The organism is Kitasatospora sp. NPDC127121 (genome assembly GCF_042677305.1).
Lineage (GTDB): Bacteria > Actinomycetota > Actinomycetes > Streptomycetales > Streptomycetaceae > Kitasatospora.
The window spans coordinates 36,340-57,661 of sequence record NZ_JBHXTQ010000026.1; the positions used below are offsets into that span (position 1 = coordinate 36,340).

A 21,322-nucleotide genomic window follows, 5' to 3' on the forward strand; every position below is an offset into this window, starting at 1 on the left:
CCGGTCCGGGCCGGGCGGCAGGCCTGGCCGGTCGGGGATCGGCGGGTCAGCGGCGCCCGTGCGGGCACCCGGACGGGCCTCAGACGTGGAACGGGACGGTGGTGACGACGATCTTCGGCAGCGGGCGGAGCGCCCTGCGCAGGCGGGGGGCGAGCCGGTTGTGCAGGAGCCGGTGGCGTCGATGCCGTACGACGATCTCCGGGAGGACGACGGTCAGGGTGAGGTCCGGGCGCTGGTCGTGCAGGGACTCGATGTAGTTGACCAGGGGCGCGACGATCGTGCGGTAGGGGGAGAGGAGGATCTTCAGGGGCAGGTGGTCGCCCCACAGGTTCCAGTACGCGCGGAAGCGCCGGGCCTCCTCCTCGCTGGCGCTGATGTGCAGGGCGAGGACGGGCTGGCGGAGCGAGGCGGCGTAGGCGAGGGCGCGCATGCCGGCCAGGTCCAGTGCGGCGATCGGCACGATCAGCAGGGGGTGGATCTCCTCGGGAGTCTCCTCGCTCTCCGCCTCGCGCTCACCCTCCGCTTTCGCCTCCGCGGAGGGTGCGGGCGGCGCGCCGTCCCGTGGGCGTGGCCGGGTGAGAGCGCGGCCGGGGACCTCGACGGCGTGCGGGTGCAGGGCGAGCGCCGCGGCGACCTGCTCGTAGTGGTGCCGGATCCTGGTGGCCACCAGGATGAACAGGCCCACCACGAGTGCGGCGAACCAGGCGCCCGAGGTGAACTTGGTGATCGCGGCGGTGACGAGCACGATCGCCGAGAGCAGCGCGCCGACGGCGTTGAAGATCAGACTCTTGCGCCAGTGGCGGTCGCGCAGGCGCCACCAGTGCACGACCATCCCGGTCTGCGACAGCGTGAAGGCGAGGAACACGCCGACCGCGTACAGCGGGATCAGCGGCGCCGTCATGCCGTCGAACGCCGCGTAGATCGCGGCCGCGGCGACCGAGAGCACGACGATGCCGTTGCTGAAGGCCAGCCGGTCGCCCAGCCGTAGGAAGATCCGCGGCGCCTGGTTGTCGCGTGCCAGGAGGTAGAGGACGCGGGGGAAGTCGTTGTAGGCGGTGTTGGCAGCCAGGAGCAGGATCGCGGCCGTGGCGGCCTGGGTGAAGACGTAGCCGAAGCCCGGGCCGAAGGCGCGGTGGGCGAGCTGCGACAGCACCGTCTCCCGGGCGTCGGGGACGACGCCGTCGAGGTGGACCAGCGCGACCGTGCCGGCGAAGAGCACGATCAGCAGGCCGACCATCCAGGTCAGGGTGGTACGGGCGTTGCGCCACTCGGTGGGCTGGAAGGCCGGGACGGCGTTGGAGATCGCCTCGATGCCGGTCATCGCCGTCGAGCCGGAGGCGAAGGCGCGCAGGACCAGGAGTACGCCGACCCCCTCGGTCGCGGTCGACTGCGGAGTGGCGGTGGGCTGGAAGCCGTGGCCGGCCGCGTCGTACAGGCCGAAGGCGATGAGGGCGAGGACGGCGACGACGAATGCGTAGGTCGGTGCGGCGAACAGGACGCCCGCCTGCCGTACGCCGCGCAGGTTCCCGGCGAGCAGCACGCCGATCACGGCGAGGCCGATCGGCACGACGTCGCCCCGCAGCGAGGGGACCGCCGAGGTGACGGCCTCCATGCCGGAGGCGATCGAGACCGCGACCGTGAGGATGTAGTCCGTCAGCAGACCGGCGGCCGCCGCCAGCCCGGGGAGGCGGCCGAGGTTCGCGGTGGCGACGATGTACGAGCCGCCGCCGTGCGGGTAGGCGCGGATCGTCTGACGGTAGGACACCCCGACCGCCAGCATCAGGAACGCGATCGTCGCGGCGATGGGGACCGAGTAGCGCAGGCCGGCGGTGCCCGCCAGGACCAGGACGGCCAGCATCGCCTCGGGCCCGTAGGCGACGGACGAGAGCGCGTCGGCGGAGAGCACCGGCAGCGCCACCAGCTTGCGCATCCGCTCGTGCGCGATCGCGGTACTGCGCAGCGGGGCCCCGAGCAGCACGTGCCTGACCCCGGCGCCCGCCCGGCCGAGTCGGGAGGTCGGGGTGTCCTTGCCGCCCGCCTCGGCCGGCGGCTGCCCGCCGACCGTGGCCACCCGCACGAAGCGGCCGAAGCGCACCGGCCGGATCTCGGAGGAGGCCGGAAAGCGGCCGAGCTCCGGGTCCACCGGCAGCGCCCGGCGCCACGCCTGCGGATCCCCGGCCGCCCGGCCCCATTCCCGGCCCACCCGGCGCAGTACCCCGACCTGCTGCCGGTCGAGGACCGGCAGCGTGGCGTCGGGACTGGGTGCGCCGCCCGCCCCGGCGCCACCGCCGTCATTCTTCGCATTCGACACGACACACAGTGTTACGCATCGCGGCTCCCGGTGGCGCAGGACCGCCGCCGGGTCGTCGAGCAGGACCGCGCCCTCCCGCGCGGGCGTCCGGCGGCGCCCGTTCGCGCCCGTTCGCGCCCGTTCGGCCCCGGTGCGGTCGGAGTACCGTGGGAGGGCGGGGCGGCCCGAGCTGCGGAACCGAAGGGCCGGCCCCGTTCAGCGGGCCCGATCCGCGCCCGCGGAGAGGCGGCGAGCCATGTCGGACGATGCCGGTGCCCCGCACTCAGGGCTTCTGCCGGACCGCTTCCGGCAGGCGGTGAAACCGGGGACGGTCCTGCTGCGCCTGGAGACCACGCGGTCCCGCGAGGGCGCACTGGACGGCGCCTGGTGGCCGCGGTCGCGGAACATCGGCGCCGAACTGCCCGGTCTGGTCGGCGCGTTGACCGAACACCTCGGCCCCGTGGCGAGCGTGGGCCTGGACGCGGACGCCTGGGACGAGGTGCCGGCCCGGATCGTCGTCGACGGCCGGTCGGTGCGCATCGACCGGTATCCGGTCGGCGACGACACGGTGATCGTCACGCGGGGTGACCGTGATCACTTCAGTCTGCTCGTGGTTCCGCCGCAGGCGGGCCGGGAAGCAGCCCTGACCGCGATGGCCCACGCGGTCCGGGCCGGCGGCACCGACTCGGCGCGGCAGATCCTGCTGGACACCGGCATCGGTTCCGAGCCCACGACCGGAGTGCCCTGACCGGATTGCGCTGGCCGGATTGCGCTGGCCGGACTGTACCGAGGAGCGGCCCCGGGCCGGAGGAGGTCAGGATGCGGCACTACCGATGGGTCCTGGAGACCCAGAACGACGACGGCCATTGGGCCCGGCAGGGCGGCGAGCCCATGCCGAACCCCCTGGAGTACGACGGGCCGCCCCAGCAGGCCGCCAACCACGTCCGCGAGGTGTTCGTGCGCACGCTGTCCCGACCGGCCCCGGGGCCCCGGGCGGTCAGGGTCCGGGTCTGGGGCGGGTCCGACGCCGTCGGCGAGCCCGAGGCCGAGACCGAGTGGTCACGCGAGTGACGTGCCCGGGCCCGGCCTGCGGGCGGTGTCCGTGGGGTCGGATCAGGAGCATCCCGAGCTGATCTCAAGGAAGTTGGCGTAGTGGTCGTCGCTGTACCAGACGTGCTGGGTGGCGGGGTCGCGCACCAGGCGTTCGGCGTCGCGGTGCTGGCCGGGCGAGCGCGGGTTGACGTCGTACTCGCGGTAGTGGCCGGTCTGGGGGAGGTCGCCGCTGCGGTTGCCGTAGACGTTGCTGCCGCGGATCACGAAGGGGGAGTCGGCCACCGGGTAGTCCCGAGGAGCGTTCGCGGTCGGCCAGTGCAGGTCGTGCCAGATGTGGCACGCCTCCTCGACCTGGGGCGGGAACTGGTCGACGGGCAGCGGGGGTTCGAGGATGCCGCGGACGATCCGCGGTGCGGGGTGGGTCGCGGGGACGGCGGCGCCGGCCGGGGCGGCGGAGGGAGCGGCGGCGGCCGTCAGGAACAGGGCGGCGGCGGCCATGCGGAGCAGGCTTCGGTGTGCGGTCACGCAGCGGCCAACGACGTCCGGGCGTCACGGATGCGGGAGGTCGCCCGTCCGGACCAGCCCCGGCGCCGGGCGCCGGTGGCCGGCGGGCGGGTCGTAGGGTGGGGCGGATGGATGATCTCTGGGGGCACCTGCGGGTGCGGGCGGTGCCGCTGCTGGCGGCCGGGGCGACGGTGGCGGCCGGGCTGGGCGTGCGGGCCGGGCTGGGCGGGGACGTCGCCAAGTACGCCGGGGACGCGCTCTACACGGTGCTGGTGTACGCGCTGGTGGTGCTGGTCGCGCCCCGTGTTCGACCGGGGCGGGCGGCGGTGGTGGCGGCGGGGCTGAGCTGGGCGGTGGAGCTGTTCCAGATCACTGGTGTGCCCGACGAGTTGGGGCGGCGCAGCGGGCTGGCCCGGCTGGTGCTGGGGTCGACGTTCAACCCGCCGGACCTGTTCTGGTACCTGGTCGGCGCCGCGTTCGCCGCGCTGGTGCACCGGGTGCTGCGGACCGCGAAGGCCGCGTGGACCGCAAGGGCCGGGAGGGCCGCAAGGGCTGCGAGGAGGACCGCAGCACCCGGTTCCGCCTGACGAGGCGTCAGAGCGGGAGCAGATCAGGCCGCTTGGCCTCGACGTGGTCCCCCGAGGACTCCCCGCGCAGCCGTCGGCCGACCCAGGGCAGCAGGTACTCGCGGGCCCACTGGAGGTTCTCGCGCCGCTGGTCGGCGGCGGACAGCTCCGGGGTGGCCGGCCAGGGCGCCTCCGGGTCCTGCTCGGTGCGCAGCCCCAGGGAACGGGCGGCCAGCAGGGCGACCCGCTGGTGGCCTTCGGGGGAGAGGTGCAGCCGGTCCTCGCTCCAGGCCCGGCGGTCCTGGACGGCGCGCAGCGACCACAGGTCGGCCACCTTGCAGCCGTTGCGGTCGGCGACCGCCCGCATGTGCCCGTTGTACGTGGCGATCTTGCCGCGCAGGTGCTTGAACAGCGGTACGTCCCGGGTGTCGAAGCCGGTGCAGATCAGCACCGTCCCGGCGGAGGCGGTGAGTTGGACGATCGCCGCCTCGAATCGCTCGGCGACCTCGTCCGGGTCGCTGCCGGGCCGCAGGATGTCGTTGCCGCCGGCGCAGAAGGTGGCCAGGTCGGGCTGGAGCCGGCGGACCTGCGGCACCTGCTCGGCCATGATCTGGTCCAGCAGTCGGCCGCGCACCGCCAGGTTGGCGTAGCGGAACCCGCCCGGCGGCCGTCCGTCGGCGAGCAGCCCGGCCAGGCGGTCGGCCCAGCCGGCGAAGGCGCCGTCGGCACCGGGGTCGTTCAGGCCCTCGGTGAAGCTGTCGCCGAGGGCGGCATACGAACTGAGGTCAAGGGTCTCCTGGAGGTTCGGCATGAAGGAGATAGTTCACCCATTCAAGTGACCTACGCCACCGTAGGTGACCCCGGCGGCACGTGAGATGGGCCACGTGCCCCACCCGGAATACAGCCGGAGTGCAGAGCGACGGCCCCCGGAAACCACAAGATCCCGCCCCCCTAGCACTTTTGGGCCCACCCGGCCGATGCTCGAAGGGCGCGGCCGGCCCGGCCGCCGTCCTTCCAGGGGGAAGACATCCATGGCTCTGAATCCGACCTCCGGCCTGCCCGGGCAGTGGTCCGTCGACGACCGCTGCACCAACTGCGACGTGGCCCGGCAGCTCGCGCCAGGACTGATCCGTGAGCGCGCCGGCCGCTCCGAGCTGGTCCGCCAGCCGCAGGACGAGGCCGAGCACGGCCAGCTGCTCGCCGCCGCCCACGCCTGCCCCACCCGCTCCATCCGGCCGGGCACCGGCCCGCTCGACCCGGCCACCGACCCCTTCCCGCTGGCCCTCGACGACGGCCTGCTGCTGCTCGGCCACAACTCCCGCCACAACGCCGGGGCCAACTCCTACCTCTGCCGCCGACCCACGGGCTGGCTGATGGTCGACACGCCCCGCTACGCCGAGCCGCTCGCGGCCCGGTACGAGGCCCTCGGCCCGGTCACCGACATCCTGCTGACGCACCGCGACCACGCGGCACACGGCCGGGCGTACGCCGACCGGCTCGGCGCCCGGCTCTGGATCCACGAGGGCGACCTGGACGCCGCGCCCGACGCCGACCGGGTGCTGCACGGCGTCGAACCGGTGGAGGTCGCCCCCGGCGTCACCGCCCACCCCTTCCCGGGCCACACCCGCGGCAGCGTGCTCTACCTGGTCGACGAGTGGTACTGCTTCACCGGCGACACCCTGTACTGGTCCCGCACCACCGGTGACCTGGAGGTGTACGACACCGTCACCTGGTACTCGATCGAGGAGCTCTCCGCCTCGCTGGACCGCAGCTTGGACGCGCTGCGCTTCGAGTGGCTGCTGCCCGGCCACGGCCAGCGGCACCGGATGCCCGCCGAGGAGGCGGCGGCCCGGCTGCGGGCGCTCGCCGACCGCTGTCGGGGCCTGCGGCCCGCGCCGGTGGACTTCGGCGCGGTCCGCTGGTGACGGTCTGCTGGTGACGGCCCGCTCGTGACGTTCGGCGCGGCCTGCCGGTGACGCTCGACGCGGTCCGCCCCGACGGTGCTCGACGCGGTCCGCCCCCATGGCACTCGGCCGCGCGTGCGCCGGAGCCCGCGCCGGGTGCGCGGGGGCCTGCGCCCGCCGGGGGCGCCCGCGCGGGTGTGCGAACAGCCCTGCCGGGGCAGCGGCCTGGGGAACGGAATCCCCGAACTCCCCTGCACCCGAGGACGGTTGAGGAATGCCCACGCAGACCCCGGAGCGCACCGCCAGGCCGCGGCGCTACCTGATGTGCCGGCCGACGTACTTCACCGTCGACTACGCGATCAACCCGTGGATGGACCCGGCGCAGCCCACCGACACCGCGCTCGCCGTCCGCCAGTGGGAGCGGCTGTACTGGCTGTACCGCCGCCTCGGCCACACCGTCGAGCTGATCGACCCGGTGCCCGGCCTGCCCGACATGGTCTACGCCGCCAACGGCGCGACCGTGCTGGACGGCCGGGCGCTGGTCGCGACCTTCCGCTACCCGGAGCGCGCCGCCGAGTCCGAGGCCTACCAGGCCTGGTTCCGCTCGCACGGCTACCGCGAGGTGCAGCGCGCCGGGCACGTCAACGAGGGCGAGGGCGATCACCTGGTGGCCGGCGGCCGGGTGCTCGCCGGGACGGGCTTTCGCACCTCCCGGGCCGCGCACGCCGAGGCGGGCGAGTTCTTCGGCGTCCCGGTGGTCGGCCTGACCCTGGTCGACCCGCGCTTCTACCACCTGGACACGGCGCTGGCCGTGCTCGCCGACGACCACGTCATGTACTACCCGGAGGCCTTCGACGCCGACAGCCGGGCCGTGCTGCGCACCCTGTACCCGGACGCGCTCCTCGCCGACCGGGCCGACGCCGAGGTGTTCGGCCTCAACGCGGTCTCGGACGGGCGCCGGGTACTGCTGCCCGAGGCGGCGAAACACCTGGCCGGGCGGCTCGTCGAGCACGGCTACCAGCCGGTCCCGGTGGACGTCTCGGAGCTGTTGAAGGGCGGCGGCGGAGCCAAGTGCTGCACGCTGGAGCTGCGGCCGGCCTGAGCCCGGCCCTGCCGTCGGCGCTGCCCTCCGCACTGCCCTCGCGGACCTTCCCGGCCGCCCCGCCGTCCGGTAGAGCTTGGCCAGGGCATCCGGGGCGGTGCCGTGCCGACGGGAGGGCCACATGCGCGATCAGGCGTCCACATCCGAGGACGAGGCGGCGCGGCGGCGCAGGGCGGCGCCCGAGCGCCGGAGCACGGACCTCCCGGCCGAGGGCGCCCGGGAGGCCGCGGCCGCCGGCCCGCTGTCCCCTTCGACGGCCCTGCCCCTGCAACGCACCCTCGGCAACGCCGCGGTGGCCCGGCTGGTCGAGCAGCAGCGGCACGGCCAGGAGGCCTCCGGCGGCGCGGGGACGCCGGTCCAGCGGGCCCCCACACCCGGGGCCGGGCCGGCGACGCAGATCGCGCTCACCCACCTGACGGCCGACGACCTGGAAGGCGAGTGCGGCTACTTCGAGCGCAGGCGGCAGTTGAGCGTCGCCGCGCCCCAGCAGGGCGTCATCATCCAGGAGATCAACCGCGTTTTCGCCGTGGAGGAGTGGGACGGCACAAACTGGAACGCGATGTCGGGCAGCCGGATCGACTCGTACATCACCGCGAAGGGGTCGAGCGCCCACGCCACGGTCGCCCGCTACTGGGAGCTGTGGACGGTGGACGCGGCGGGCAACGTCTCGGACGGCGCCGAGGACACCTTCTCGCTGTGCTCGGTCATCCCCGGCCGCAAGCGCAAGGACACCACCCGGGGGACGTACACGATCACGGGCCGGGCGGTGTTCTACCCCACGGCCGTCGCGCCCGCGGACCTGGGATTCGCACCGGGCGGCGCCCCGCCGGCGGGCGGCCTGTTCAGCACGCTGGCCGACCCGACGGCGGCCATCGCGGGGCAGGGGCTGGCCGCTTCCGGGCGGCCGGTCGACTGCCGGGTGCAGGTCGCCTGGGACAGCTCGCAGGACGACAGGTACAGCGTCGTGACGATGAGCTGAGCCGCAGCGATCCGGTCAGCCCTCGACCAGCAGCACCTCCAGGGTGCGCGGGCCGTGCACGCCCTCGACCCGGTCGAGCTCGATGTCGCTGGTCGCGGACGGCCCGGAGATCCAGGTCTGCGGGCGGGCCGGGTCGAGCCGGGGCAGTGCGAGCGGCACGGAGGCGACGACCTGCCCGGGTGCCCGGACGACGCACAGATGGTGGTCCGGGACGAGGGTGAGCAGCCGCCGCCCCTGGCCCGGTCCGGCGTCCAGCACGATCGTCCCGGTCTCGGCGATCGCGAGCGCGCAGCCGGTGACGACGCTGTCCACGGCGTCGAGCCGGGCGGCGGTGAGCGTGCCGTCGTCGGGGACGGCCGTGACGGCGGTGGCGCTGAGCCAGGCGGGCGGCAGTCCGGGCGGCACGGCGACCGTGCGGCTGCCGCGTTCGGCCAGCAACCGGGCCAGGACGGCGGGCAGTTCGGCCTCGGTGCAGCGGTGCACCCGGGCCCGGTAGTCGGCCAGGTTGTGGTGCAGCAGGTCGAGCAGGGCCGCCGGATCGTCCGGACTGTGCGTACGCAGGTAGTCCCGGGCGACCGGCTCCTCCGCTGCCCGGTCCCGGTCCCGGTCCCGGTCCCGGTTCCGGTCGGGGTCCCGGTCCGGGCCAGGGTCAGGGCCGGGGTCGGGGTCGGCGAGTGCGGCGCGGATCCGGGCGAGGATGAACTCCCGTGCGGTCATGAGCGGTTCCTTCGCCACCAGTCGCGGAACGGTGCGGCGGGCACCTCCGGGAGGTCCCGGGTGTCGGTCCAGGCCCGGCCCGGGCCGGGCAGCCGGCGCGGGTGCAGCGCGCGGGTGCGCCCGGCGAGCCGCTCGGCGGCCGCGAGCGCCGCCGGGTGGTCGAGCACGTACCCGGCGGCCGCGATCGCGGCCCGCTCCAGCGGGTGCCCGCCCTGCTCGGCGACCCGCTCGCGCAGGTGCACCAGCACCTCGGGGATGTCGATCGCCACCGGGCAGACCTGGTAGCAGGCCCCGCAGAGCGAGGAGGCGTACGGCAGCGAGGCGTCCAAGGGGCTGGTGGTGCCGCGCAGTTGGGGTGTCAGGATGGCGCCGATCGGGCCCGGGTAGACCGAGCCGTAGGCGTGGCCGCCGGCCCGCTCGTACACCGGGCAGACGTTGAGGCAGGCCGAGCAGCGGATGCAGCGCAGCGCCTGGCGGCCGACCTGGTCGGCGAGCGCGGCGGTGCGCCCGTTGTCGAGCAGCACGAGGTGGAAGGCGGACGGGCCGTCGCCTTCCGTGGTGCCGGTCCACAGCGAGGTGTACGGGTTCATCCGCTCGGCGGTGGAGGAGCGGGGGAGCAGTTGCAGGAAGACCTCCAGGTCCTGCCAGGTCGGCACGACCTTCTCGATCCCGACGACGGAGATCAGCGTGCGCGGCAGGGTGAGGCACATCCGGCCGTTGCCCTCGGACTCGACGACCACCAGGGTGCCGGTCTCGGCGACCATGAAGTTGGCGCCGGAGACCGCGACCCGGGCGCGCAGGAACTTCTCCCGCAGGTGCAGCCGGGCCGCTTCGGCGAGTTCGGCGGGGGAGTCGGTCAGGCCCTCGGGCGCGGGGCGGCCCCAGGCGGCCATCCGTTCGGCGAAGATCTCCCGGATCTCGGCGCGGTTGCGGTGGATCGCGGGCACCAGGATGTGCGAGGGCCGGTCGTCGCCCAACTGCACGATGAGCTCGGCGAGATCGGTCTCGTAGGCGGTGATCCCCTCGGCGGCGAGCGCCTCGTTGAGCCCGATCTCCTGGGTGGCCATCGACTTGACCTTGACGACCTCCGTCTCTCCGGTGGCACGGACCAGGTCGGCGACGATCCGGTTGGCCTCCTCGGCGTCGGCCGCCCAGTGCACGACGCCGCCGGCCGCGGTGACGGCCTCCTCCAACTGGACGAGGTAGCGGTCGAGATGGCGCAGCGTGTGGTCCTTGATCGCCTTGCCGGCGGCGCGCAGTTCGGCCCAGTCGTCGAGTTCGGCGACGGCGCGGGCCCGCTTGTCCCGGATGGTGTGGGTGGCGTGCCGCAGGTTGGCGCGCAGCCGCTCGTCCCGGACGGCCTCCGCCGCGGCCTGCGGGAAGGTCGCCTGCGCAGAGGTCGCCTGTGGGAAGGCGGGCATGCCGAGGAAGGTGCCGGTCATGCGGGCCTCCACGGGTGTTCCTCGGTGCTGGCGAGGATCTCCGCCAGGTGCAGCGGGCGCAGTGCCGCGCCCCGGCGGCGCAGCGTGCCGCCGAGGTGCAGCAGGCAGGAGTTGTCGGCGCCGCACAGGACTTGGGCGCCGGTGCCGAGCGCGTGGGCGATCTTGTCCTCGGCCATGGCCGCCGAGACGGCCGCGTTCTTGACGGCGAAGGTGCCGCCGAAGCCGCAGCACTCCTCGGCGCCGGGCAGTTCGACCAGCTCCAGTCCCCGGACGGCGCGCAGCAGCCGCAGCGGCCGTTCGCCGAGGCCGAGCACCCGCAGGCCGTGGCAGGAGGGGTGGTAGGTGACGGTGTGCGGGAAGTGCGCGCCGACGTCCTCGACGCCGAGCACATCGGTGAGGAACTCGGTCAGCTCGTACACCCGGGGCGTCAACGAGGCGGCCATCGAGTCGAGTTCGCCGCCCCGGCCGTCGGCGGCGGCCCGGGCTCCGATCCGCGGGTAGTTGTCCCGGACCATGGCCACGCACGATCCGGAGGGCGTCACCACGTGCTCGTACCCGGCGAAGGCCCGTGCGGTGCGCCGCAGCAGCGGCTCGCACGCCTGCCGGTAGCCGGTGTTGTACTGCGGCTGCCCGCAGCAGGTCTGCCCGGCGGGGAAGTCCACGGTCACGCCGAGGCGTTCGAGCAGCCGGACGGTGGCGACCGCCGTGGCGGGGAACAGCGCGTCGTTGACGCAGGTGGCGAACAGTGCGACCCGCATCGGCCCTCCTTTCGTCCGGCGACACCGGCCGGCCCGCTCGTGATCGTACCGAGCGGGCCGGGGGATGTCGGGGACCTCAGGGGGTCTCAGGCGAGCCAGAGGTCGGGGCCGAACACCTCGTAGTGGATGTCCGCCGCCGGGACGCCCGCCGTGAGGAGCTGCTCGCGGACGGCGCGCAGGAAGGGCAGCGGGCCGCACAGGTAGGCGGTGGTGCCGGCCGGGACGTCGACGGTGGAGAGGTCGACCAGGCCGGTGCGCTCGGCGGGCCAGTCGCCGAGCGGCCGCTCGTAGAAGACGTGGGCGGTGGCGTTCGGCAGCTTGGCGGTGAGCTGGGCGAGGTCGGCGCGGAAGGCGTGGGTGAGCTGGTCGCGGTCTCCGTGCACCGAGACGACCTGCCGGGGGGAGCCGGTGGCGGCGAGGTGGTCGAGCATGGCGGTCATCGGGGTGTTGCCGATGCCGGCGGAGGCGAGCAGCACCGGCCCGTCGCCGTCGGCGAGGGCGATGTCGCCGAGCGGGGGCGCGAGGTGGACGAGGCCGCCGGTGTGCAGGTGGTCGTGCAGGTGGGCGGAGACCTCGCCGCCGGGCTCGCGCTTGACGGTGAAGCGCAGCGCGCCGTCGGCGGTGCCGGAGAGGCTGTACTGGCGGATCTGCCGGGCGCCGTCGGGCAGTTCGGTGCGCGCCGAGACGTACTGGCCGGGTCGGGCGGCGGGGACGGGGCCGCCGTCGGCGGGGCGCACCAGGAAGGTGGTGACGGTGTCGGTCTCCTGGTAGCGGGCGACGACGGTGTAGGGGCGCCAGAGGTTGGCCTGGTCGCCGCCGGCGGCGGCCTCGGCGCGCAGCCGGTCCTCGACGGCGACGAGGGCGTTGGCCATCAGCCAGTACACCTCGTCCCAGGCGGCGGCGACCTCGGGGGTGACGGCTTCGCCGAGCACGTCGACGATGGCGGCGAAGAGGTGCTCGTGGACGATCCGGTACTGGCTGCTGTCGATTCCGACGGAGACGTGCTTGTGGGCGATCCGGGCGAGCATCGCGTCCGGCCGCTGGTCGGGGTGGGCGATCAGCGCGCCGGCGAAGGCGGCTATCGAGCCGGCGAGCGCCTGCCGCTGGGTGCCGTTGGCCTGGTTGCCGCGGTTGAACAGGTCGCGCAGCAGCTCCGGGTGGGCGGCGAACAGCCGGTCGTAGAAGAGCGGGGTGATGTCCCCGATGGCGCCGCCCACGACGGGCAGGGTGGCCTCGATGACCTCGGCGGACTTGGCGGACAGCATCAGTCCGGCTCCTAACTGGTATGTGAGATTCGCATTAAAGGCCGTGCGTGAGCCCGACCCCGGGGGGATGGGGGATGGGGAGTGGGGGATCAGGCGGTGGGTCTGGTGGTGAGGCCGAGCAGCACGGGCCCGGTGGGCGCGGCCACCAGGTCGTCGATGCTGAGCGGGTCGAGCGAGGCGAAGAACGCCTCCTGGGCGGTCCGCAGCGCACCGCGCAGACGGCACGCGGCCCGCAGCGGGCACGGCGGGTCGTCCTCGCAGCCGACCACGTCGCCGACCCCCTCCAGCTCGCGCAGGAGCAGGCCGAGCGAGCCGGTCCGGCCGGCGAAGGTGAGCAGCAGCCCGCCGCCGCGTCCGCGCCGGGCCTCCACCACCCCGAGGTGCTGCAAGCGGCTGACCACCTTCGCCGCGTGGGTGTACGGCACGCCGACCGCCTCGGCCACCTCGCGGGTGGTCGGGTTGGCGTCCTCGCCCAGGACGGCCAGCCGCATGGCGATCCGCAGGGCGATGTCGGTGCTCTTGGTCAGCCTCACGTTCGAAACGCTATCGAATACGACTCCACAACTCCAATTTCCTGCACGCCCCGCCCCCGACCGGTCCCGACCAGCCCACGCCCGGCCCGCGCCCGGCCCCAGGCCGACCCCCGGTCGCGACGGGGAGGGGGGCGGGGCTGCTGCTGGCCGAATCTCGGTCGAATCTGAACAGTTGGCGACATTACCGATCAGTCCCTGACGGATGGTCATACCGGCTTCTACGCTTCGTGCGGCTCCGGATCCGCAGGGGGCTGGAGCGACCGGCGTTGCATCCCTTGACCGACCATGCTGGAGAGACTCGTGAGAACACGTCGCGCACCCGGGCGCACCTGGACGGCCGTGACCGCGATAGCCGCGGCCACGGCCGCACTGCTGTCGCAGCCCGCCACCGCCGAGGCCGCCACACCGCCGCCGACCGTCAAGGCGCACGTGCCGGTGGCGCCCTACCCGGCGGGCGTGGCGCTCACGCCGGACGGCGGCCACGCCTACGTGACCAGCCAGAGCAGCGGCACCGTGAGCGTGCTGGACACCACGAGCAACACGGTGGCCGCCACCTTCACCGCCGGCACCGGCTCCTACGCGGTCGCCCTGTCCCCCGACGGGCACCGGGCGTACCTGACCCACCACCTCGACGGCACCGTCAGCGTCGTGGACACCACGAGCAACACCGTGACGGCCACCGTCCCGGTCGGCGCCCAGCCGTGGGGCCTCGCGCTCTCCGCGGACGGCTCGCGCGCCTACGTCGGCAACGCCGGGGCCAACACGGTGAGCGTGCTGGACACCACCACCAACACGGTCACCGCCACCGTCCCGGTCGGCGCCGAGCCGCACGGGCTGGCCGTCTCGGCGGACGGCAAGCGGCTCTACGTCGCCGCCTCCGGTGCGAAGGCGGTGAACGTGATCGACACCGCGAGCAGCACGGTGAGCGCCACCGTTCCCGTCGGCCACAGCGTCTTCGGCCTCGCGCTCAGCCCGGACGGCACCCGGCTGTGGGCCGCAGACGCCGACGACGCCACCGCGAGCGTGGTCGACACCACCGGCAACACGCTCGTCGGCACCGTCGCCGTCGGCGCCGGCCCGTACGCCGTCTCGCTCGCCCCGGACGGCAGCGCGGCGTACGTCTCCAACTACGCCGACAACACGGTCAGCGTGGTGGACACCGCCAGCCGGACGGTCACCGCGACCGTCCCGGTCGGCGCGAGCCCGTACAGCCTGGCGATCACCGGCGACGGCCGGCGCGGCTACCTCACCGACTTCACCGGCGGCGCCGTCGACGTGCTCGACTTCCCGCTGCCCGTCCCGGCCGTCACCGGGATCAGCCCGTCCGGCGGCTCGGGGGTCGGCGGCACGACGGTGACCGTCACCGGCACCGACCTGAACGGCGCCACCGCCGTGACCTTCGGCGCGGCGGGCGCCGCCACCGCCTTCAACTGCACCAAGACCAGCTGCACCGCCACCGCCCCCGCCACCACGGTGACCGGGCCGGTGGACGTCCGGGTCACCGCGCCCGGCGGCACCAGCGCCGCCGTCGCCGCCGACCGCTTCAGCTACACGGCCCCCAGCGCCCACCTCGGCGTCGCCCTGACCGCCACGCCGGTGTCCAACCTGCTGAGCGGCCGGGTCGACTACACCGTCACGCTGACCGGCCAGGGCCCCGACACGCTGACCTCGGGCACCGTCTCCGCCGACCTCCCGGCCGGCCTCCCGGCGACCTCCAGCGACTGCACCATCGCGGGCACCAAGCTCACCTGCAAGCTCACCGGGTCGCTCGCCAAGGGGGCGAGCACCACCCGGCACTTCTCGATCTCGGTCGGCCTGCTCAGCCTGATCCGCAGCTTCGACGTCACGGTGGCCCGCACCGCCGGCGTGCCCGCCGACCCGACCCCGGCCACCAGCCGGGACACCCGCAGCTGCACCGCCGTCCTCGGACTGCTGATCACCTGCCACTGACCCTCCCCGATCACCGAAGGCCCCGCCGGCGTCACGGCGGGGCCTTCGTCGTCGCCGCAGGTGCCGGATGCCCGGACGGCCGGACGAAACGCCTCAAGGAAACGCCTGAACGAAACATCTGGACTAAACGTCTGGTCTGGACGTACAGTCCGAACATGACCACCGAAACCCCCGACCCGCGCGTCCGGACCTGGACACCGGTCTGCCGCGCCGTGGCCCTGCTGCTCGGGCCGTACGCCGAGGTGGTGCTGCACGACGCCACCGCCGACCGGGTGCTGGCCATCTGGAACCCGATGACCCCCCGCACCCCCGGCGACCCGTCGCTGCTCGGCGAACTGGACACCCTCGACCCGTCCGCCCCCGACGTCTACGGGCCCTACGAAAAGCTGCTGCCCGACGGGCGCCGGCTCTCCTCCGTCAGCGCCGTGCTGCGCGACGACGCCGGACGGCCCTCGGCGGTGCTCTGCGTCAACCTCGACCGGGGCCCGCTGGAGCACGCCGCCGCCCTGCTGGCGGGTTTCGCCGCGCCCACCGCGCCCCGCCCCGAACCGCTCTTCGAACGCGACTGGACGGAGCGGATGAACGACGTGATCGGCGGCTACGTCCGCGCGCACGGCCGCCCGCTCGAACGCTTCGGCCGCGAGGACCGGCTCGCCGTCCTGCGCGAACTCGACCAGGCCGGGGTGTTCGCCGTCCGCCGCGCCGTCCCGGCCGTCGCCACCGCACTGCGGGTCTCCCGTTCGACCGCCTACACCCTGCTCGCCGAGCTCAAGCAGGCCCCCGAGCCCCGGCACCCCGACACAGACGCCGACGCCGGCGCCGACGAGAGCGAGTGACAGAGAGATGACCAGGCTCCCCGACTTCAGGCTCGAAACCTACTTCTCGCGCTGGGAGTTCAGCGCCCGCCACCACCTCGCCGCCTCCGACGCCCAGACCATGACGATGGCCGAACTCCTCGCCCTGGCCGGCCCCGAGGACCGCCGGGCCTGGGACGGCCTCGCCCTCGGCTACACCGAGACCTACGGCGATCCGGAGCTGCGCCGCGCCATCGCCGGGATGTACCAGGAGGTCGACGCCGACGACGTGCTCTGCTTCGGCGGCGCGCAGGAGGGGCTCAACCTCGCCATGCAGGTGCTCCTCGACCGGGGCGACCACGCCGTGGTGGTGACCCCCAACTACCAGTCCGCCGAGACCATCCCGCTCTCGCTCTGCGAGGTCACCGGCGTCGCCCTGGACGAGAAGGACGACTGGGCGCTCGACCTCGACGCGGTCACGGCCGCGCTGCGCCCGAACACCCGGGTGCTGTCGGTGAACTTCCCGCACAACCCGACCGGCAAGGTCATCGACGCGGCCGACTTCACGCGTCTGGTGGAGCTGTGCGACGAGCGCGGCATCCGGCTCTTCTCCGACGAGGTCTACCGCGGTCTGGAGCGCGACCCGGCCCGTGCGCTGCCGCAGGCCGCCGACCTCTCCACGCGCGCCCTCTCGCTCAACGTCACCTCGAAGTCGCTCGGCCTGCCCGGCCTGCGGATCGGCTGGATCGCCTGCCGCGACCGGGAGTTGCGCTCCCGGCTGGAGCGGGCCAAGCACTACACCACGATCTGCAACTCGGCGCCGAGCGAGGTGCTGGCCCGGATCGCGATCAACGCCCGTGAGCAGATCCTGGCGCGCAACCGCGCGATCATCGCGGAGAACCTGCCGCGGTTCGACGCGTTCTTCGCCGAGTTCGGCGACCTCTTCGAGTGGCGCGCCCCGGACGGCGGCTGCGTCGCCTACCCGCGCTACCTCGGGGCGGACGGGGTCGAGGACTTCTGCACCGCGCTGGTCGAGCAGGCGGGCGTCCTGCTGCTGCCCGCGAGCATGTTCCACTCCGACCTGACGCCCGCCCCCGTCGACCGCTTCCGGATCGGCCTGGGGCGCCGCGATCCGGGCCCCGCCCTGGCGGCCTTCGGCGACTGGCTCCGCGGGCGCTGACCGCCGGGTGCTGCTGGAAAGGAATGCGGTTCGGGCCCGTTCGGAAGGCGACTGCCTCCCGAACGGGCCCGCCGACCTCAGAGCTTCTGCCAGGCCGGCTTGGCGGCGTAGGTGTCGCGGAAGTAGTCGGCGAGCTTGAGGCCGGAGGCGGCGGCCTCGTCGACCACCACGGTGGCGTGCGGGTGGAGCTGCAGCGCCGAGGCGGGGACGGCGGCGGACAGCGGCCCCTCGACGGAGAGGGCGACGGCCTCGGCCTTGGCCTCGCCGGTGGCGAGCAGGACGAGGTGGCGCGCCTCCAGGATGGTCCCGATGCCCTGGGTGATGACGTGGTGCGGGACCTCGTCGAGGCTGTCGAAGAACCGGGCGTTGTCCTCGCGGGTCTGCCGGGTGAGCGTCTTGATCCGGGTCCGGGAGGCCAGCGAGGAGCAGGGCTCGTTGAAGCCGATGTGGCCGTCGGTGCCGATGCCGAGCAGCTGGAGGTCCACGCCGCCGGCCGCGGCCAGCGCGCGGTCGTAGGCGGCGGCCGCCGCGGCGATGTCCGTCGCGTTGCCGTCCGGGCCGAGGAAGGAGTCCTCGGTCAGGCCCAGCGGCTCGACGACCTCGCGCAGCACCACCGAACGGTAGGACTCGGGGTGGCCGGCGGGCAGGCCGACGTACTCGTCGAGCTGGCAGATGCGCGCCCGGGAGGCGTCGAGCCGGCCGTCGCGGACCCGCTCGGCGAGGGCCTGGTAGATCGGCAGCGGCGTCGAGCCGGTCGCCACGCCGAGCAGGGCCTCGGGCTTGCCGGTCAGCAGATCGGTGATCGCCGCGGCGATGAGTTCGCCGGCCGCTGAGGCGTCAGGGACGATCACGATTTCCATACTGGTCCACCGTTCTGAGCCGGGTGCTTGGTCTAGACCCTTGAGGTCTAGACCAGTTTGCCGTGAACGGGTGCCCCAGGTCCACTCGGGCCCTGGTCGGAGCCGCTCTGCCGGCCCCTGGACCGCCGGGAGCCGGCCTGCGGGGCTGCACATGCCGACGGGCCGGCCGCCGGGTGCGCTGGCGGCCGGCCCTGGAGCCGGGGCGCGGACGCCCCGGCGGTGGGGTGGGTCGGGTCGATCGAGGACCTCGGTGCTGGTGGAGCGGCGCAGTCCGTCAGGACGGGTCGGGAGCCGCCCGTCAGAACGGGTTGGTACAGGTGGTGACCTGCCGGGTCGCCTCCAGCGCCGGGCCGGCGGTGGCGCAGATGATCCGCAGGTCGGTGGTGACGACGCGCGGGGTGACCGCCTTCGCGGAGCCCAGGCGCACGGTGGTCGCGGAGGCGACCGTCTCCCACGGGCTGCCCCAGGCCTTCTGGGTCCGCACCTCGACCTGAACCATCGTCAACTGGCGCGAGTCGGCGGAGACCTGGGCGACGCCGAAGAAGCCCTCGCCGTCGTGCTGGTGCGAGATGCAGGGCGTGTTGAGCACGGCGGCGCAGGCCACCGCTTCGTTCTCGGTCGTCGCCGGGGCCGCGATGGCCGGTCCGGCCGCCAGGCCTGCTATCCCTGCCACCATCATCGTCACAGCTGCGATCCGAGCGCGCATGATATGAACCTCCTTGGAAATTAAGGGGATCTCACTCCTTGAGATGAGTCTTGCACAGAACGTGGCCATGCCGTGTGTGTGTTGCGTCACACTCAAGGTGACCATTCAACTACGTGCTGCAACCGCCTGTCGGGCGGTCGACGGACCGCCAGGTGGGAGGCCTGTGGGCAACTCGGCGACGCCCGGCCCGGGTTGGCGGTGTCCCTTCACTCGTCCGAGTGGCGAACTGCCGTCGGGGCGAATCGGGCCGTTAGCATCGACCCGAACCACGGAGGTGTCTGCGTGGACACGGTCATCGTGCAACTGCCCGACCGGGGGCCCGTGATGGCACCCGGCGAACCGCCCGGCCTGCTGCGGATGGGCCCCGGCGAGGCCGCGGTGTTCGGGCGTGGCGAGCCCGGCCGCCCGGCCCCCATCCCGCTGCCCGACCAGGGCGTCTCCCGGCGCGCGGGGGAGGTCACCGCCGCCGAGGACTACTGGCGGCTGTCCAACTTCAGCACCTCCGCCACCTACGTGGTGGAGAACCTGGAGGGCGCGGGCGAGCACGTCAAGGTGGCGCCCGGCCGGCTCGGCGCGCCCGTCCCGTTCGAGTTCTCCCGGGTGCTGCTGCCCGCCCTCGGCGAACCCGCCTCGTTCAAGGTCTTCGCCCCGCAACATGCCTACCTGGAGGGCCGGCCAGGCGGCGTCGAGGGCGAACTCACCGTCAACCCGTTCGCCCTCGACCCGACCGCCAAGTACTTCCTGGTGCTGCTCGCGCTCTGCGAGCCCCGGCTGCGCTCACCCTCCGCCGCCGTCGTCCCCGGCGTGACGGACGTGCTGGCCCGGCTGCGCGCCCTGCCCTCCTGCCACGGGCTGACCCGCTCGGCGGTCAACTACCACATCGACTACCTGGTGTGGACGAAGCTGCGGCTGCGCGAGCCGTACGAGGACGGGCCCGGCGGCGGCAAGCGCGAGGAACTCGCGGCCCTGGCACTGAAGTTCGACCTCGTCCGGGAGGAGCACCTGGCCCTGCTCCCGCCCCGGCGCCCGGTCGCCCGACCGTGAGGCCCGCCGGCCAGCCGCCCGCCGGTCAGCCGCCCGTCGAGCCGGTACCCGCCGAACCGGCGTCCGAGCAGCGGGTGCCGGAGAAGGACCAGCCCCTGCCGGAGCGGCAGTTCGAGGTGCCGGCCGGCTACCGGCTCGCGGGCTACCGCACCGGTGCCTACCTCGGGGCCGGCGCCTGGGGCAGCGTGTACGCGGCCGAAGGCCCCGACGGCACCCGGGCCGCCGTCAAACTGCTCAGCCCCGCCCGGCTCAGCCCCGGCCAGCGCCGGACCATGACGGAGGTCGCCCGCAGCGAGATGCGCTTCAGCCGCCGCGCGGACCACCCCCACCTGATCCGCACCCTCGCCGTGACGGTCGTCGACGACCCGGCCCACCCCGGCCTGGACGGCGCCGTCGCCCTGGTGATGGAACGTGCCGCCCGCAGCCTCCAGGACGTCCTCGCCGCCGCCCGCCCCGGCGCCCCGGTGCCCGGTGCCGAACGCGTCCTCACCGAGGTCTGCGCCGGGCTCACCCACATGCACCGGGGCGGCTGGGTGCACGGGGATCTCAAACCGGCCAACATCCTGCTGATGGCCGACGGCACCGCCAAGATCGCGGACTTCGGCCTCACCGCCGAACTGGAGGGCACCCACGCCTACGCGCCGCCGCTCGGCTCGCCCGACCACGTCCCGCCCGAGTGGTGGTCCGAGCGCACCGGCGCGCGCGGCGTCGCGGTGCGCCCCAGTGCCGACATCTGGGCCTTCGGGGTGATCGCCCACCAGGTGCTCACCGGCGGCCTGCACCCGTTCCTCGGCGCCACCGCCCGGGCCCGCTCGCTGGCCGCCCAGGCGTACGCGCGCGGCGCGGCGCCGCTGCGGCTGGACGAGGCGCTGCCCGGGCCTTGGCGGGCCGTGGTCACCGCCTGCCTGGCCCCCGGGCGGGAGGAGCGGGCCCGCACCGACCTCGCCGCGCTGGTCGCCCGGGCCGTCGCGCGTCCGGCCTGCCGCCGCGGCGCCGCCCTGCGGGCCGCCACCGGCCTGCTGGCCTGCGCCGCCACCGTCCTCGTCCTGACCGGGGCCCCCGAGCCGGAGGCCGCGGAGCAAGGCGCCGCGGTACCCGCCGCCGGACCCGCCGCGGGGTCGGCCGCCCACCCGGCCGCGCCCCCGCTGCCCGGCGCGATCCCGGCCGGCTCCGACGTCCCGGTGGCCTACCGCGGCATGATCGAGGACGCCGCCCGGCGCTGCCCCGAGCCCGAGATCACTCCGGTGCTGCTGGCCGCGATGCTCAAGGCCGAGAGCGGCTTCGACCCGAACGCGGCCCGCCCCGAGACCGGCGAGTACGGCATCGCCATGTGGACGCCCGCCGTCTTCGACGCCTGGGCGAAGGCCGCGGCCCACGACGGCCCCAAGTCCTACCTGGACCCGGGCGACGCGATCGCCGCGATGGGCAACTACGTCTGCTGGCTGGACCAGCAGCTCAAGCACCGGGGCTTCACCCGCGACCTGCCGGCCCTGGTCACCGCCGCCTACCGGACCAGCGACAAGACGGTGGCGGCCGCCGAAGGTGTCCCGGAACGGGTCCGCCCGCACGTCGACAAGGTGCTCCGGTACCTAGCCGACTACGGCGGGTGAGCGGGCAAAACGGGATGAGTTGTACCACATCCCTACGTATCCCGGCGCGGTCAGCCGGGTGGGCG

21 protein-coding genes are annotated in these 21,322 nt (G+C 74.2%); 11 read left to right on the forward strand and 10 right to left on the reverse strand.

The annotated features are described in order from the left end of the window. Window positions 1-79: 79 nt before the first annotated feature. Entirely contained in the window at window positions 80-1,930 is a 1,851-nt protein-coding gene (locus ACFVHI_RS15740) for an APC family permease (RefSeq protein WP_380339539.1), read from the reverse strand. 616 nt (window positions 1,931-2,546) lie between these two features. Between ACFVHI_RS15740 and ACFVHI_RS15745 the strand changes: the two genes are divergently transcribed. Both ACFVHI_RS15745 and ACFVHI_RS15750 read left to right on the forward strand, forming a co-directional pair. Next, window positions 2,547-3,038: a DUF5994 family protein gene (locus ACFVHI_RS15745; RefSeq protein WP_063350589.1), complete on the forward strand. Its 492-nt coding sequence runs from the start codon at window positions 2,547-2,549 to the stop codon at window positions 3,036-3,038. 71 nt (window positions 3,039-3,109) lie between these two features. Beyond that, complete coding sequence (locus ACFVHI_RS15750) at window positions 3,110-3,361, forward strand: hypothetical protein (protein WP_063350590.1); 252 nt, start codon at window positions 3,110-3,112, stop codon at window positions 3,359-3,361. Window positions 3,362-3,403: 42 nt separating this feature from the next. Here the strand turns inward: ACFVHI_RS15750 and ACFVHI_RS15755 are convergent, their stop codons facing one another. Next, the gene (locus tag ACFVHI_RS15755; RefSeq protein ID WP_380339459.1) at window positions 3,404-3,841 is read right to left on the reverse strand and encodes a ribonuclease domain-containing protein; all 438 of its coding nucleotides are present in this window, start codon (window positions 3,839-3,841) and stop codon (window positions 3,404-3,406) included. A gap of 134 nt (window positions 3,842-3,975) precedes the next feature. On the opposite strand from ACFVHI_RS15755, the gene ACFVHI_RS15760 reads away from it, so the two are divergent. Then, entirely contained in the window at window positions 3,976-4,434 is a 459-nt protein-coding gene (locus ACFVHI_RS15760; RefSeq protein WP_380339462.1) for a DUF2809 domain-containing protein, read from the forward strand. A gap of 7 nt (window positions 4,435-4,441) precedes the next feature. Here the strand turns inward: ACFVHI_RS15760 and ACFVHI_RS15765 are convergent, their stop codons facing one another. Beyond that, window positions 4,442-5,224 (reverse strand): SGNH/GDSL hydrolase family protein, encoded by a 783-nt coding sequence (locus ACFVHI_RS15765; protein WP_063350593.1) that lies wholly within the window; start codon window positions 5,222-5,224, stop codon window positions 4,442-4,444. Between the two features lie 220 nt (window positions 5,225-5,444). Here ACFVHI_RS15765 and ACFVHI_RS15770 point away from each other — a divergent pair, with 220 nt between their 5' ends. The 3 genes from ACFVHI_RS15770 to ACFVHI_RS15780 all read left to right on the forward strand — a co-directional run bounded on the left by ACFVHI_RS15770 (window position 5,445) and on the right by ACFVHI_RS15780 (window position 8,398). After that, window positions 5,445-6,338 carry a 4Fe-4S domain-containing protein gene (locus ACFVHI_RS15770; RefSeq protein ID WP_380339465.1) on the forward strand — a complete coding sequence of 298 codons (894 nt, stop codon included), beginning with the start codon at window positions 5,445-5,447 and terminating at the stop codon, window positions 6,336-6,338. 253 nt (window positions 6,339-6,591) lie between these two features. Then, on the forward strand, window positions 6,592-7,419 hold the full coding sequence (ddaH, locus tag ACFVHI_RS15775) for a dimethylargininase (RefSeq protein ID WP_063350594.1): 828 nt from the start codon (window positions 6,592-6,594) through the stop codon (window positions 7,417-7,419). A 121-nt stretch (window positions 7,420-7,540) separates the two neighbouring features. Beyond that, complete coding sequence (locus tag ACFVHI_RS15780) at window positions 7,541-8,398, forward strand: hypothetical protein (protein ID WP_380339468.1); 858 nt, start codon at window positions 7,541-7,543, stop codon at window positions 8,396-8,398. A gap of 15 nt (window positions 8,399-8,413) precedes the next feature. Here ACFVHI_RS15780 and ACFVHI_RS15785 read toward each other — a convergent pair whose 3' ends face one another. From ACFVHI_RS15785 to ACFVHI_RS15805, 5 genes are all read right to left on the reverse strand, one after another. Then, entirely contained in the window at window positions 8,414-9,115 is a 702-nt protein-coding gene (locus ACFVHI_RS15785; RefSeq protein ID WP_380339471.1) for a lactate utilization protein C, read from the reverse strand. Next, window positions 9,112-10,557, reverse strand: coding sequence for a lactate utilization protein B (locus ACFVHI_RS15790; protein WP_380339473.1), 1,446 nt, complete (start codon window positions 10,555-10,557; stop codon window positions 9,112-9,114). The genes ACFVHI_RS15785 and ACFVHI_RS15790 overlap by 4 nt, the downstream gene beginning before the upstream one ends. Beyond that, complete coding sequence (locus ACFVHI_RS15795; RefSeq protein ID WP_063350596.1) at window positions 10,554-11,315, reverse strand: (Fe-S)-binding protein; 762 nt, start codon at window positions 11,313-11,315, stop codon at window positions 10,554-10,556. Before ACFVHI_RS15795 ends, ACFVHI_RS15790 begins: the two co-directional genes overlap by 4 nt. Window positions 11,316-11,401: 86 nt before the next feature. Beyond that, the gene (locus tag ACFVHI_RS15800; RefSeq protein ID WP_380339476.1) at window positions 11,402-12,580 is read right to left on the reverse strand and encodes a globin domain-containing protein; all 1,179 of its coding nucleotides are present in this window, start codon (window positions 12,578-12,580) and stop codon (window positions 11,402-11,404) included. 89 nt (window positions 12,581-12,669) lie between these two features. Then, entirely contained in the window at window positions 12,670-13,113 is a 444-nt protein-coding gene (locus tag ACFVHI_RS15805; protein ID WP_063350598.1) for an Rrf2 family transcriptional regulator, read from the reverse strand. Window positions 13,114-13,413: 300 nt separating this feature from the next. Here ACFVHI_RS15805 and ACFVHI_RS15810 point away from each other — a divergent pair, with 300 nt between their 5' ends. The 3 genes from ACFVHI_RS15810 to ACFVHI_RS15820 all read left to right on the forward strand — a co-directional run bounded on the left by ACFVHI_RS15810 (window position 13,414) and on the right by ACFVHI_RS15820 (window position 17,037). Next, entirely contained in the window at window positions 13,414-15,063 is a 1,650-nt protein-coding gene (locus tag ACFVHI_RS15810) for a beta-propeller fold lactonase family protein (RefSeq protein ID WP_380339478.1), read from the forward strand. 155 nt (window positions 15,064-15,218) lie between these two features. Then, entirely contained in the window at window positions 15,219-15,899 is a 681-nt protein-coding gene (locus ACFVHI_RS15815) for a transcriptional regulator (RefSeq protein ID WP_380339481.1), read from the forward strand. Between the two features lie 7 nt (window positions 15,900-15,906). Continuing rightward, window positions 15,907-17,037 carry an aminotransferase class I/II-fold pyridoxal phosphate-dependent enzyme gene (locus ACFVHI_RS15820; protein ID WP_063350601.1) on the forward strand — a complete coding sequence of 377 codons (1,131 nt, stop codon included), beginning with the start codon at window positions 15,907-15,909 and terminating at the stop codon, window positions 17,035-17,037. A 77-nt stretch (window positions 17,038-17,114) separates the two neighbouring features. Here ACFVHI_RS15820 and ACFVHI_RS15825 read toward each other — a convergent pair whose 3' ends face one another. Beyond that, window positions 17,115-17,897 (reverse strand): glucosamine-6-phosphate deaminase, encoded by a 783-nt coding sequence (locus ACFVHI_RS15825; protein ID WP_063350602.1) that lies wholly within the window; start codon window positions 17,895-17,897, stop codon window positions 17,115-17,117. Window positions 17,898-18,195: 298 nt separating this feature from the next. After that, window positions 18,196-18,603 (reverse strand): hypothetical protein, encoded by a 408-nt coding sequence (locus tag ACFVHI_RS15830; protein WP_380339484.1) that lies wholly within the window; start codon window positions 18,601-18,603, stop codon window positions 18,196-18,198. A gap of 282 nt (window positions 18,604-18,885) precedes the next feature. Between ACFVHI_RS15830 and ACFVHI_RS15835 the strand changes: the two genes are divergently transcribed. Together ACFVHI_RS15835 and ACFVHI_RS15840 are read left to right on the forward strand one after the other, a co-directional pair. After that, window positions 18,886-19,647: a hypothetical protein gene (locus ACFVHI_RS15835; protein WP_063350604.1), complete on the forward strand. Its 762-nt coding sequence runs from the start codon at window positions 18,886-18,888 to the stop codon at window positions 19,645-19,647. Continuing rightward, entirely contained in the window at window positions 19,644-21,257 is a 1,614-nt protein-coding gene (locus ACFVHI_RS15840) for a serine/threonine-protein kinase (protein WP_380339486.1), read from the forward strand. Before ACFVHI_RS15835 ends, ACFVHI_RS15840 begins: the two co-directional genes overlap by 4 nt. Window positions 21,258-21,322: the final 65 nt, after the last annotated feature.